A 12,862-nucleotide genomic window follows, 5' to 3' on the forward strand; every position below is an offset into this window, starting at 1 on the left:
GCATGTCTCCTAATGAGTGGCTCGCGATCGGTATGATCGCCGCCTTTTTTGTGCTGCTGATCATTGGTATACCGGTGGCCATCAGTATTGCCGTCACCGCCTTTGTGTTTGGCTATTTGGGCTTTGGCCCAATGCTGTTCAACCTGTTGCCGTCACGCATTTATGGGGTAGTGACGAACTACACCTTTATGGCGATACCGCTATTCGTATTTATGGGGGTCATGCTAGAGAAGTCGAAACTGGCCGAAGAGTTAATCGATGTGATTGGCCACCTGTTCGGCGGGATTTCCGGCGGTATGGGCGTGGCGATTATTTTCGTTGGGTGTACTGTTAGGAGCGGCCACCGGTGTCGTGGGTGCCACCATCGTCACACTTGGCCTGCTCACCCTGCCTACCTTGCTGCGCCGCGGCTATCCCAAAACCTTGGCCACCGGCATGATCTGCGCATCAGGTACGCTGGGGCAAATTATCCCTCCTAGTTTGGTACTGATTCTCTTAGCAGAAATCCTCGGCGAATCTGTTGGTACTATGTTTGCCGCCGCGATGGTGCCTGGCTTGGCGCTGGCAGGCATCTGCATCGTGGCAATTTTAGTGGTAGCCCAACTCTACCCTGGCATGATGCCGCCCATTCCCGCTGAAGAGCGGGCCCAGCTCAGCAAGAAACGGCTGCTGTATAAATCGGTCCCCGTGGTCGGCCCCCCGGTAGGGCTAGTATTCGCGGTCTTGGGTTCCATCATTGGCGGGATTGCCGCCCCAACCGAAGCCGCCGCAATGGGCGCGCTGGGGGCGCTTGTGTTTGTTGCCTGCTCGGGACGCTTAACCGTATCGCTGTTGAGCGAAGTGGCCAAAGCCACCTTGGTGATCTCCGCCATGGTGTTCTTTATTTTGATCAGCGCTCAGGTGTTCGGCCTCGCGTTCCGGGGCTTGGGCGGCGAGCACTTGGTCGCACGGATGTTTGAGTGGGTGCCCGGTGGAGAAGTCAGCGCCCTGCTGTTCATGCTGCTGCTGATGTTTGTACTTGGCTTTTTCCTGGACTGGATTGAGATTAGCTATATCGCCCTGCCGCTCTTTTTACCCTTCTTCGGGCAGATGGGCGTGGATATGGTGTGGCTGGGCATTTTGGTGGGGCTGGTGCTACAAACGTCGTTTCTTACTCCACCGTTTGGCTGGTCGCTGTTTTTCTTGAAAGGCGTGGCGCCTAAAGAAGTCTCCACCCTAGATATCTACAAAGGGGCGCTGCCGTTTATCGGGCTACAGTTTTTAGCCGTGGCGCTGGTGTTTATCTTTCCAAGCATTGCCACGTGGCTGCCTAACGCCATTGGCTGGTAACCACAACCAATAACAAAGGACTTTTCAATGCTCCATACCCAACGTAGTTACGGCGGCAGCTGTGTCGCGCCGCACCACCTTGCCGCGAGCCCCGGTCGGATGTATTAAAGCAAGGCGGCAATGCCGTCGAAGCCATGGTCGCCGCGGCGGCGGCCATCGCCGTGGTCAACCCGCATATGAATGCCTTGGGGGGCGATGGCTTTTGGCTGATTCACGAGCCAGGCAAAGCACCAGTGGCCATCGACGCCTGCGGCCCTGCCGCCCAACTCGCCAACCGTGATTTTTACGCAGGCGAGTCGCAGATCCCTGAACGTGGGCCAAAAGCCGCGCTTACCATGGCGGGCACTACTAGCGGCTGGCAGGAAGCGCTCAACGTAGCGGCAGGCTGGGGTAAAGCACTGCCGCTGCCCACGCTGCTGGCCGATGCCATTCGCCATTGCGATGAGGGCATTGCTGTTTCTCAAAGCCAGGAAACGCTCACCGCCAAACACCTGGAACGCCTGAGCCAAAGCCCCGGCTTTAGCGATGCGCTGCTGCTTAACGGCCAAGTTCCCCGTGAAGGCGAGCGCCTGCGCCAGCCGCGCTTGGCCAATACGTTAAAGCGCTTGGCCAGTGCCGGGCTGGATGATTTCTACCGTGGCGAGCTTGCCGCCAGCATGGCGAAGGATTTAGAGGCTCTAGGCAGCCCGCTGCGCCTAGACGATTTTCACGCTTACCGCGCTCAGCAAGTCACACCGCTGCACGTACAACTCAATGACGCTACGCTGTATAACCTGCCCGCACCGACGCAAGGCATGGCGTCGCTGATGATTTTGGGCATTTACGAGCGCATTAAAGCCGCCGAGCCCAACGGCTTTGACCACCTGCACGGGTTAATTGAAGCCACCAAACGCGCCTTTATGCTGCGCGACCGCTACGTCACCGACCCACACCGAGTGCCCACGCCGCTGCAAGAACTGCTCAGCGAAGAGCGCATTGGTGCAGAAGCCGCCGAAATTAACCCTGCCCAGGCGCTGCCTTGGCCCTATGAACCCGCGCCCGGCGATACTATTTGGATGGGCACTATCGACAGCGAAGGCCGCTCGGTGAGCTTTATTCAGAGCATCTACTGGGAGTTTGGTAGCGGCGTGGTGCTGCCTGAAAGCGGCGTGCTGTGGCAAAACCGCGGCATTAGCTTTTCTCTCAACCCAGACGATTTACGCGGCTTAGCCCCTGGTCGCAAACCCTTCCATACGCTTAACCCGGCGCTGGCGCTGTTTAACGATGGTCGCACCATGGTGTACGGCACCATGGGCGGCGAAGGCCAGCCACAAACCCAGGCAGCGGTGTTCTCCCGCTACGCGCTACACGGCATGCCGCTGCAGCAGGCAGTCACCGCACCGCGCTGGCTATTAGGCCGCACCTGGGGAGAGTCCAGCACCAACCTGAAGTTAGAAGAGCGCTTTGATGACCGCTTAGTGAGCGCACTTGCCACCGCAGGCCACGACGTAGAAGTACTGCCCGAGGCCTTCAGCGACACCATGGGCCACGCAGGCGGCATTGTGCGCCACCCAGACGGGCTGATTGAGAGCGCTCACGACCCTCGCAGCAACGGCGGTGCTGCGAGCGTTATAAAGCCCACTGGCGGATTTTTCCACTTCCGCACATGCTGAACTTGGGCAGGCAGCCTATTGTCATTAGCCATAAGACGGCCTAACGGTGATAGGCTAGTCTGCCAAGTAAGCCTCTGGTTAACGGTAACCAGAGGGAGAGGAGACCCCCATGGCGAAAATAGAAAAATCCCCCGACGAATGGCGCAAGCAGCTCACCCCAGAGCAGTACCGGGTTGCACGGGAGAAAGGCACCGAACGGCCGTTTACCGGTGACTACCAAGTGAGCGATGCCCAAGGTATCTATCACTGTGTTTGCTGCCACGCGCCGCTATTTGAAAACGAGCACAAATTCGATGCGGGCTGCGGTTGGCCAAGCTTTGACCGCCCGTTAGGTGCCCGCAGCGTAGAAGAGAACCGCGACACCACCCACGGCATGATTCGTACCGAAGTGGTGTGTTCCCACTGCGATGCCCACCTAGGCCACGTATTTCCCGATGGACCGCCAGACACCACCGGCTTGCGCTACTGCATCAACTCGGTCTCGTTAGAGTTTCACCCTGACGAGTAACCCCTGAAAGGAAGCACGGCAAGGCGGGCACCATCTGCTAGAATGGTCGCCCGCTTTTTTATGCTTGTATTTTTGCGCTTGTAGGAGAAACCCATGCTCGGCTGGTTCCCCGGACATATGAACAAGGCCCGCCGCCAGATCAAGGACGCGCTGCCGGAAATTGATGTGGTGATCGAGGTGCTCGATGCGCGCCTGCCCTACTCCAGCGCAAATCCCATGCTGGCCGAGCTGACCCGCCATAAGCCGGTGCTGAAAATTCTTTCCCGCGCCGACTTGGCAGACCCCGCCCGTACCGACGAGTGGGTGGCCTTTTTTGACGCCCAGGAAGACACTCGCGCCCTGGCGATTACCACCACCAATACCCGCGAGCTTAAGAAGATTCCTAAGCTTTGCCACGAGCTGGCAGGGGCGGTGCGCGCCGACCGCGACGTGCGCGTAATGGTGATGGGCATTCCCAACGTAGGGAAATCGACGCTGATTAACGGCCTGGCCGGGCGCAAAATTGCCAAAACCGGCAACGAGCCTGCGGTGACCAAGCGCCAGCAAAAAGTGCGCATTGATGGCCGAGTAGCGCTGATCGACACCCCTGGAGTGCTCTGGCCCAAAATCGAAGACCAAGCCAGCGCCTACCGCTTGGCGGCCAGCGGCGCGATTCGCGATACCGCCATTGAGTATACCGATGTGGCTATTGTGGCCAGCGCGGAGCTCGCCAAACGCTACCCTGCCGAGCTAACCGCCCGCTACAAGCTGAAAGAACTGCCCACCTACGAAGCCCCCGTGGTGGAGGAAGTCGACGCCGACGGCCCGAAGAAGCCTGATTTCCTTACTATTGCCGGGTTTGACGGCCACGCCATTCTCAAAGAGATCGCCGGAAAACGCGGCGGCCTGCGCCCTGGCGGCGAAGTAGACCTGCACCGCGGCGCGGAAGTACTGCTGCATGAGTTACGCGATGGCAAGCTTGGCCGCGTCACGCTGGAAACCCCGGCAGATATTCCACCGCCGCCAGCGCAAAACGACCAAGACAGCCCGGCCTCATCCGACGCATAATGAGCCACACGTCAAACACTTCCACGGCACTGGACACTTTTGGATAACGCACCCCATGGACACCCCGCAGCCTAGAGAATCACACACGCTGAAAAAATCACACAAACTGCACAACGTTTGCTACGACATTCGCGGCCCGGTACTCGACCACGCCAAGCGCCTGGAAGAGAAAGGCCAGCGAATCTTGAAGCTCAACATTGGCAACCCGGCCCCGTTTGGCTTCGAAGCGCCGGAAGAGATTCTGCAGGATGTGATGCGCAATCTGCCCACCGCACAGGGCTCCTGTGATTCCAAAGGCCTCTACTCCGCCCGTAAGGCGATTATGCAGGAGTGCCAGCGTAAGCAGATTCCTGGGGTGGGTATCGAAGATATCTATATTGGTAACGGCGTTTCCGAGCTGATCGTCATGGCCATGCAGGCGCTGTTAAACGACGGCGACGAAGTGCTGATCCCCGCGCCGGATTACCCGCTCTGGACCGCAGCCGCCCACCTTTCCGGCGGCCATGGCGTGCACTACCTGTGCGACGAGCAGGCCGACTGGGCACCGGATATGGCCGATATTCGTGCCAAATTCACCAGCCGTACCCGCGCCATTGTGATCATCAACCCCAATAACCCCACCGGTGCGGTCTACCCACCGGAAGTGGTGCGGGAAGTGCTGGATATCGCCCAAGAGCACAATCTAGTGGTGTTCTCCGATGAGATAGACGACAAGATTCTCTACGACGGGGTTGAACACACCGCTACCGGCGCGCTGGCCGACGATGACCAACTGGTGATCACCATGAACGGGCTGTCTAAAAGCTACCGCTGCGCGGGCTTTCGCTCTGGCTGGATGACGATTGCCGGCACTCTAGCGAAACAGCGGGCGAAGGACTTTATTCAGGGCCTGACCATGCTGGCCTCGATGCGACTATGCGCCAACGTTCCTGCCCAGCACGCCATTCAAACGGCGCTAGGCGGTTATCAGTCGATCAACGATTTAATTCTGCCGGGCGGGCGTTTGCTGGCCCAGCGCGACATTACCGTTGAGAAGCTCAACGCAATTCCTGGGGTCTCCTGTGTAACGCCCAAAGGCGCGCTCTACGCGTTCCCGCGTTTAGACCCCAAAGTGTTCAATATTAAAGATGACCAGCAGTTGGTGCTGGACTTGCTCCTGCAGGAAAAAATTCTGCTGGTACAGGGCACCGCCTTTAACTGGCCAGAACCCGATCACGTGCGCATTGTCACGCTGCCCTGGGCCGACCAGCTCGGTGACGCGCTTGACCGCTTTGCCAATTTCTTGTCTCGCTATCGCCAGTAGTTATCGGCAGCAGCTATCGACACTCAACCAGCGACTTGAAACTGACATGAAATGCACGTATCTAAGCCATCATTCCATTAACACTTGTTATGACCTTGAGGGAGATCTTCATCCATGATGCGAATCGTGCTGTTTTTAGCCACTAACTTAGCGGTGTTGCTGGTCGCCAGCATTACGCTGCGGCTGTTTGGCGTTGAGAGCTATCTCAACAGCCAGGGTATTAACTTCACCAGCCTGCTGATCTTCTGCTTTGTGTTTGGCATGGCGGGCTCGCTGGTATCGCTGTTTATCTCTAAATGGATGGCGAAGCGCTCAACCGGCACGGTGATTATCGAAAACCCGTCGAACTCCACCGAGCAGTGGCTAGTGGATACCGTGGCCGAGCTGTCTCGGGAAGCGGGCATTAAAACTCCGGAAGTAGGCATCTTCCCCGCCCAGCAGTCCAACGCTTTTGCCACCGGCTGGAATAAAAACGATGCCCTGGTAGCGGTATCGGCGGGCTTGCTCAACCGCATGCGTCCTGAAGAAGTTCGCGCGGTGCTGGCGCACGAAATTGGCCACGTGGCTAACGGTGACATGGTGACGTTGGCGCTGATTCAGGGCGTAGTGAACACCTTTGTTATGTTCTTTGCCCGCGTTGTCGCCCACTTGGTCGATAGCTTCCTGAAAAGCCGCAGCGACGGCGAAGGTGGCCTGGGCTTTATAGGCTATTTTGCGGTGGTGATGGTGGCAGAAATTGTGTTTGGCATCGTCGCTTCCGCGATTGTGGCTTGGTTCTCCCGCTACCGCGAGTACCGGGCTGATGAAGCGGGTGCCCGCTTGGCAGGCACCGGTGCGATGGTCAACGCCCTGGCACGCCTGAAGGCTGAAACCGAGATGCCCGACCAAATGCCGGCACCCTGCGTGCGATGGCCATCACCAAAGGCCAGACCCGCTCACTGGTGGAGCAGTTGTTCGCCAGCCACCCGCCGCTGGATGAGCGTATTCGCGCCCTAAAAGAAGCCGCGTACCGTCAGTAAGCTGTGAGCGCTCAATAAAATACGCCAAGGCCCGCCAATTCGGGCCTTGTGCGTTTCGGCAAGCCCATAAGGTGGGTTAGCCGCAGCGCACCTGAAAGCCTGCTGCCTGAAGCGATGGCTGCAATGACACCGCATCGTTCTCCAGGTAAACGGTCAGCGTGGCGAACTCGCGGCGCAGCGGGTAGTTGGCGCGGCAGCTATCAAAGCCCTTGGCAATCCCCTGGAGCATCACCTGACGCTGCAACGCATCGTGGTCACGGCGCACGTCATACACGGCCCGCACACACAGCCGAAGTGCCTCTTCCACCGGCAATGCGCTCTGCAACGTTAGCGTGGCCAGGGCTGGTGACGGGCAAAGCTCGCTAAACGGCATACCGCTGGGCTGGTTTAACTGCGCTGCCAACGCCTGTTGAATCATCCAGGTGCCGCGCAGCTTACCATCCAGACTATGTCCGGCAATATGCGGCGTTGCTAAAGCAACCAGATCACGCAGCCCCGCATCAATGCCCGGCTCGTCTTCCCAAACGTCTAACACGGCGGTGATATCGCCCTTCCCCGCCAAACGGCTGCGCAGCGCTAGGCCATCAATACAGTCGCCTCCCCCGGCGTTTAACAGCAGCGTGCCAGGGGCCAGCTCGTTGATGCGCTGAGCATTCAGCAGTTGATAGGTGGCGTGAGGGCCAGCCTTCACCAGCGGGGTGTGCAGGCAAATCACGTCGCACTCATCAATCAGCGTATCGAGTGATACAAACCCACTTGCGCCCTCTTGTTCCGCCCTGGGGGGGTCACACACCCGCACCGCCACACCGAGCGCCTTTAAGCGACGCTGCAAACGGCTACCCACATTGCCTGCCCCAACAATACCCACGGTTCGCTCCAGCAGCGGCCAGCCTTCTCGCTCGCTCACCGTCAGCAGGCTACTGAGCACATAATCGACCACCGCCTCCGCATTGCACCCCGGCGCGCTGGCAAAGCCAATATTGCGCTCTTTGAGATAATCGAGATCAATATGGTCAGTGCCAATGGTGCAGGTGCCCACAAAACGTACCGGGCTGTTCGCCAGCAGTGCGCGATTCACCTGGGTGATAGAGCGCACGATCAGCGCATCGGCGTTTTGCAGGTCAGTCGCTCGGATCTCGCGGCCCGGCAGGCGGTGCAACGTACCCACGCCCCCAAAACAGGCGTCGGCGGCGGGGATATTAGCGTCGATAACAAGTTTCATAGGCGTTTTGGTATCCGGGCTTTACAATACGCCCGCAATGGCTTGCTGTGCAGGCATGATCAAGAAGTTGTTAAGGAGATGGGTGTGATCGTACGCTGGGAAACCGACCATGACTATGTGTTGGTGCATATTCACCAGGATATGTTCGGCGACTGGATTTTCAGCCGCGCCTGGGGGCAAATCGGCACCCAGTTTGGCGGGCTGAACCACCAGCTGGCGGATAGCCTGGAGCAAGCACAGATGTGGTTGGAGGATGAAACAACGATTCAATCCTCCCGCGGATTCCGCAAGGTGCTGGAAGCCGCCGACCACACACCGGAAGGCCAGGAAGCGATGCGCCAGCTGTCGCTATTAGACGCACTCTGACGCATCACCTGTTAGCCGGATTCGCCCGTTTCGTTAACCTAAGAAGCGCCGCCCATTGCGCTGATGCACCCCCACAGGGGACGCTTTTTCCGGCGGCGTGGTCAGCGCGGCACGTGCCGCCTCATCCAACCAGCCCCGCTCGTTCAACCAGTGGCTTAAACGCTCCACATCGAAGCCGCGATCCAGCTCAACCCCGTTGGCATCCACCAGTACCGGAATCCGCGTGCCGTATTGCTCCACCAGCGCGTCGTCGTCGCTGATTTCGATGTGGTGCAACCTCACCTCTTGATTAGCCAGTGTGGCCACCAGCGCCTCTAGCTGGGCGCACAAATGGCACCCCAGCGTCGTGTAAATCGATAGTTCAATCATCGCCCTTGCTCTTTATCGGCTCCGGAGGAGTGGCTCACGAAGAGTGGCGCAGCAAAAACACGTGGTGCAGATTGGTGCGCCGCTGGAAATCCGGGTCGAAGGTGCGCGTGGTGATCTCCTCTACCGCGTAGCGCTCGCTCAGCGCTTCATCCAGCTTAAGCGCCGCTGATTGTTGGAGAACACCAGCGTACCGCCGGGGGCTAGGCGTGCCATGGCCAGTTCCACTAAGCGCGGATGGTCGCGCTGCACATCCAGCGTGTCGCGCATCTTTTTCGAGTTCGAGAAGGTCGGCGGCTCCATAAAGATCAGATCAAACTGCGCGTTGGCGGCTTCCAGCCAGCGGAAGCAGTCATCCCGCACCACACGGTGCAGCCTAGGGTCGAGCTTGTTGAGCGCAAAGTTGTCCCGCGCCCACTCCAAGTAGGTGTTGGACATATCCACGCTAACGCTGTCGCTCGCCCCGCCCAGCGCGGCTTGCACAGTGGCCGTCGCGGTATAGCAGAACCAGTTGAGAAAGCGCTTGCCGCTGGCCATCTCGCCGAGCATCCGGCGTACCGGACGGTGATCCAGAAACAGGCCGGTATCCAAGTAATCGCGCAAGTTGACCCATAACCGTGCGCTGCCCTCCTGCACTTCAAAACGCTCTCCGCTGGCATCGCGCTTTTGGTACTGGGCAGCGCCGGTTTGCCGCTCGCGGCGCTTGACGTAAATCTTGCTGGGGTCGACACCCAGTGCCTCGGGCAGCACTTCCAGGGCATCGAACAGCCGTTTTTGCGCCTGCGCCGGGTTAATAGAGCTGGGCGCGGCGTACTCCTGCACATGCACGCGGTCGCCGTAACGATCCACCGCCAGCGCGTATTCCGGCATATCGGCATCGTAAATGCGGTAGCAGGTCTCACCGCTCTGCTTCAGCCACTTTTTCAGGCGTTTCTGGTTTTTCGCTAGACGATTGGCAAACATCTGCGCATTTTCCGACACCGCCGGTTTTGCAGTGCTGCTTGCCTGGGGCGCCACGCCCGCTTCTGACGGCTCACCGCTCTCCTGAGGCGCAGGGCGGACGCTGCCAATCTCCATTAACAGCAGTTTGGCATCCAGCGCGCCGTTTTTTAGCGCGTACTGTTTATGGGCACGCAGGCCTAAGCGGTGGCCAAGATCCGGATTGCCGGTAAACATCGCCAGCGTCCAACCGGGGAACAGCGCCTTAGCTTTTTCACCGAGCTGGGCGTAAAGCTGCACCAGCTCAGGCAGCTCGCCCAAGCGTTCGCCGTAGGGCGGATTGGTGATCAATAGCCCCTGCTCGGCGGTCAGGGTCTCTGGCCGGGTCAGTTGAGCAAGGCTCTGGCCGTGGAGCGTTATCAGCGCAGGAATGCCCGCCCGCATGGCGTTAGATTTCGCGGCGGTCAGCGCTGCCGGGCTTTGATCAAAGCCCATCAGTTCCGTTTTGCAGCGTTTGCGGCCAATCGAGGCGCGTGCTTCAGCTTCGCGTTTTAATTCACTCCACACCGCGTCTTGATGGCCTGCCCAGCCGTGAAAGCCAAACCGCTCGCGGTTCAGGTTAGGGGCTTGGTCAGCCGCCATCAGCGCCGCCTCAATCAGCAGCGTACCCGCACCGCATAGAGGGTCAATCAGTGGCTCGCCCGCTTTAGCCCGCTCTGGCCAGCCGGCCCGCACCAGCAGCGCTGCCGCTAGGTTCTCTTTAAGCGGCGCGTGGCCCACATCGCGGCGGTAGCCACGGCGGTGCAGGCTCTCGCCAGAGAGATCAATCCCTAGGCTCAGGTTGGCCCGGTGCAGGTGGGCGTAAATACGCAGGTCGGGGGTTTTAGTATCGACATTGGGCCGTTCTTGACCGGCCAGCTGCAGCGCATCCACCACGCCATCTTTCACCGTTTGTGCGCCAAACCGCGTGTGGCGAATGTGGTCGCTGCGGCCATGAAAATCCACGGCCAGGGTCTTGCCGGTGGCAAGGTGCTGGCTCCAGGAGATGCGTGCAACCACATCGCGCACCTGCTCTGCGGTCTCTATCATCGCTTCACGCGCCAATAGCAAAATCACGCGGTTCGCTAAGCGAGACCACAAACATACCCGATAGGCAGTGGCTTGGTCGGCAGAAAAATAGACCCCTGCCACGGTGGTTTTACCCGGCGCGGCGCCCAGGGCTGTCAGTTCGTCCGCTAGCAGGCCTTCAATGCCTTTAGGGCAGGTCGCCAGGAGGTTTAGGGGGGCAGTTTGGCTCAGCTCGGTCATGGTGATCGCCGCGCGTAACCGCGCGTTATTCCTATATATGGCAAATGAGTTTACGTATTATGACAATTTGATGGTCGACAAGTGACCCCATCATGGTCTAACAATAAGAGGGTAGCTACTAAAAACGCATGCGTTGCTTGTCTGGGTCATTATTGTGCATGTTTCATAACACCGGTAACGACCCATGGCTTGTTTGAGTTTGCCGCTTCGCCCGTTCAGCACGTGAGTGCTAGGCATTAGCGCAGAGGCAGCAACTCACTCTTGAACTTGAAGTCACCTCTCGAAGTAGAGTTGGCCATTTTGGTGAGGCGCGCCCTAACAGGCATGCTTATACCATGTCGCCTTACGCCCTGCTTCTTATCAAAGGCTTTCATGCAAAGAGGTTAGCCAATGAAACGACAAAAACGTGATCGCTTCCAACGGGCTTATGTTCACGGCTACAAAGCTGGTATTACGGGTCGCTCCCGTGATGATTGCCCCAGTCAAGATGTCAATTTACGCGAGTATTGGATGAGCGGTTGGCGTGAAGGTCGCGGCGACCAGTGGGATGGGATGACCGGCGTTTCCGGTATCCATAAAAACCCCATGGTCATGACCTAGTTTATTTACCTTTTTTACCCAAACATTTGGAGAACGGAGCCCGCTGCCAGGCGGGCTTTTTATTGCCACACCGCCAGCCGCTTCAAGCGCTCTGCTTAAGCGCCTGTGCACACTGCTTCACCAGCGCAGGCCCTTGGTAAATCAAGCCCGAATAGAGCTGCACCAAGTCCGCACCGGCGGCAATTTTCGCCTTGGCCGCTTCACCACTATCAATACCGCCTACCCCAATAATCGGCAGCGTGGGAAGATGAGCGCGCAACAGACGAATCACCGTATTGGAGGCCTCAAATACCGGCTTACCGGAAAGCCCGCCCGCTTCTTGGGCCTGCGGATCATCTTTTACCGCTTCCCGAGAAACGGTGGTATTGGTGGCGATTACGCCATCCAGCTCATTACGGGCAATACTGCCTGCCACAAGCGCCACCTCTTCTTCGCTCATATCCGGCGCGATTTTCACCAGTAGCGGCACCTTACGACCGGTCTGGGTATCCAGCTCACGGCTTTTTTGCCGAATAGGCCCTAACAGCGCATCAAGCTGCTCGCCGAACTGCAGCGTGCGTAGCCCTGGCGTGTTAGGCGAGGAGATATTCACCGCAATATAGTCCGCCGCGCCGTGTACCGCGTTGAGGCAGGCCAGGTAATCGTCCAGGGCGTGTTCTACAGAGGTACTCAGGTTCTTGCCGATATTAATGCCCACAATACCGTTGTAGTGACGCTTTTTAACCTGGGCAACAAGATGCTCTACCCCTTTGTTGTTGAACCCAAAGCGGTTAATGATCGCTTCATGCCCGGCTAGGCGAAATAGACGCGGCTTAGGATTACCCGGCTGTGCTTTAGGGGTCACGGTGCCCACTTCCACAAAGCCAAACCCCAGCTCTCCCAGCGCATCAAGGTGGTCGGCGTTTTTGTCCAGCCCGGCGGCCAGCCCGACCCGGTTAGGAAAGCGCAGCCCCATGAGTTCGACAGGATCACTCACCGGCTCGCCATACACACGCTTAATGCCGCCCACCTTGTGCAGCGCGTCAAGCGCGTTCAACGCCATGCCATGGGTGGTTTCGGGGTCCAGGCGGAACAGCAGCGAGCGGGCAATTGGATACATCGGCAAGACTCTCCTGAGCGGTGGGCGAAGTGCGGGGCGGGCGCAGTATAACGCACATCGCCCCCTCTTCGCAGAATGAAAAAAGCCGCGTCTTGGTCTCCCAG

The 12,862-nt window shown here is 58.6% G+C and carries 10 protein-coding genes and 2 pseudogenes; 8 read left to right on the top strand and 4 right to left on the bottom strand.

Features of this window, described 5'->3' with window-relative positions; translation table 11 throughout:
- The first annotated feature begins 2 nt into the window (after window positions 1-2).
- From B4967_RS17185 to htpX, 6 genes and pseudogenes are all read left to right on the top strand, one after another.
- A pseudogene (locus B4967_RS17185) lies at window positions 3-1,329 on the top strand (TRAP transporter large permease).
- Between the two features lie 134 nt (window positions 1,330-1,463).
- Entirely contained in the window at window positions 1,464-2,981 is a 1,518-nt protein-coding gene (locus tag B4967_RS17190) for a gamma-glutamyltransferase family protein (protein ID WP_279384734.1), read from the top strand.
- Between the two features lie 109 nt (window positions 2,982-3,090).
- Window positions 3,091-3,489 (top strand): peptide-methionine (R)-S-oxide reductase MsrB, encoded by a 399-nt coding sequence (gene msrB / locus B4967_RS17195; RefSeq protein ID WP_083026567.1) that lies wholly within the window; start codon window positions 3,091-3,093, stop codon window positions 3,487-3,489.
- A gap of 93 nt (window positions 3,490-3,582) precedes the next feature.
- Complete coding sequence (gene ylqF / locus B4967_RS17200; RefSeq protein WP_083026569.1) at window positions 3,583-4,536, top strand: ribosome biogenesis GTPase YlqF; 954 nt, start codon at window positions 3,583-3,585, stop codon at window positions 4,534-4,536.
- 55 nt (window positions 4,537-4,591) lie between these two features.
- Window positions 4,592-5,839 carry a pyridoxal phosphate-dependent aminotransferase gene (locus tag B4967_RS17205; protein WP_083026570.1) on the top strand — a complete coding sequence of 416 codons (1,248 nt, stop codon included), beginning with the start codon at window positions 4,592-4,594 and terminating at the stop codon, window positions 5,837-5,839.
- Window positions 5,840-5,953: 114 nt separating this feature from the next.
- A pseudogene (gene htpX, locus B4967_RS17210) lies at window positions 5,954-6,858 on the top strand (protease HtpX).
- A 76-nt stretch (window positions 6,859-6,934) separates the two neighbouring features.
- On the opposite strand, the gene pdxB reads toward htpX, so the two are convergent.
- Window positions 6,935-8,080, bottom strand: coding sequence for a 4-phosphoerythronate dehydrogenase PdxB (pdxB, locus tag B4967_RS17215; protein ID WP_083026572.1), 1,146 nt, complete (start codon window positions 8,078-8,080; stop codon window positions 6,935-6,937).
- A gap of 84 nt (window positions 8,081-8,164) precedes the next feature.
- Between pdxB and B4967_RS17220 the strand changes: the two genes are divergently transcribed.
- Window positions 8,165-8,446: a hypothetical protein gene (locus B4967_RS17220; RefSeq protein ID WP_083026573.1), complete on the top strand. Its 282-nt coding sequence runs from the start codon at window positions 8,165-8,167 to the stop codon at window positions 8,444-8,446.
- A 33-nt stretch (window positions 8,447-8,479) separates the two neighbouring features.
- Here the strand turns inward: B4967_RS17220 and B4967_RS17225 are convergent, their stop codons facing one another.
- Both B4967_RS17225 and rlmKL read right to left on the bottom strand, forming a co-directional pair.
- Entirely contained in the window at window positions 8,480-8,815 is a 336-nt protein-coding gene (locus tag B4967_RS17225; RefSeq protein WP_083026575.1) for a glutaredoxin family protein, read from the bottom strand.
- Between the two features lie 138 nt (window positions 8,816-8,953).
- Entirely contained in the window at window positions 8,954-11,059 is a 2,106-nt protein-coding gene (gene rlmKL, locus B4967_RS17230; RefSeq protein WP_422821865.1) for a bifunctional 23S rRNA (guanine(2069)-N(7))-methyltransferase RlmK/23S rRNA (guanine(2445)-N(2))-methyltransferase RlmL, read from the bottom strand.
- A 390-nt stretch (window positions 11,060-11,449) separates the two neighbouring features.
- Between rlmKL and rmf the strand changes: the two genes are divergently transcribed.
- On the top strand, window positions 11,450-11,659 hold the full coding sequence (rmf, locus tag B4967_RS17235) for a ribosome modulation factor (protein WP_009722578.1): 210 nt from the start codon (window positions 11,450-11,452) through the stop codon (window positions 11,657-11,659).
- An 82-nt stretch (window positions 11,660-11,741) separates the two neighbouring features.
- Here the strand turns inward: rmf and B4967_RS17240 are convergent, their stop codons facing one another.
- On the bottom strand, window positions 11,742-12,758 hold the full coding sequence (locus B4967_RS17240; protein WP_083026577.1) for a quinone-dependent dihydroorotate dehydrogenase: 1,017 nt from the start codon (window positions 12,756-12,758) through the stop codon (window positions 11,742-11,744).
- Window positions 12,759-12,862 lie beyond the last annotated feature (104 nt).

Source organism: Vreelandella lionensis (assembly GCF_002087295.1).
GTDB lineage: Bacteria > Pseudomonadota > Gammaproteobacteria > Pseudomonadales > Halomonadaceae > Vreelandella > Vreelandella lionensis.

Bases quoted from the DNA above. Each gene is read 5' to 3' on its own strand.
- B4967_RS17190 (WP_279384734.1), top strand. From the start codon at position 1,464: ATGGTCGCCGCGGCGGCGGCCATCGCCGTGGTCAACCCGCATATGAAT.
- B4967_RS17205 (WP_083026570.1), top strand. From the start codon at position 4,592: ATGGACACCCCGCAGCCTAGAGAATCACACACGCTGAAAAAATCACAC.
- pdxB (WP_083026572.1), bottom strand. From the start codon at position 8,080: ATGAAACTTGTTATCGACGCTAATATCCCCGCCGCCGACGCCTGTTTT.
- msrB (WP_083026567.1), top strand. From the start codon at position 3,091: ATGGCGAAAATAGAAAAATCCCCCGACGAATGGCGCAAGCAGCTCACC.
- rmf (WP_009722578.1), top strand. From the start codon at position 11,450: ATGAAACGACAAAAACGTGATCGCTTCCAACGGGCTTATGTTCACGGC.
- B4967_RS17240 (WP_083026577.1), bottom strand. From the start codon at position 12,758: ATGTATCCAATTGCCCGCTCGCTGCTGTTCCGCCTGGACCCCGAAACC.
- ylqF (WP_083026569.1), top strand. From the start codon at position 3,583: ATGCTCGGCTGGTTCCCCGGACATATGAACAAGGCCCGCCGCCAGATC.
- rlmKL (WP_422821865.1), bottom strand. From the start codon at position 11,059: ATGACCGAGCTGAGCCAAACTGCCCCCCTAAACCTCCTGGCGACCTGC.
- B4967_RS17225 (WP_083026575.1), bottom strand. From the start codon at position 8,815: ATGATTGAACTATCGATTTACACGACGCTGGGGTGCCATTTGTGCGCC.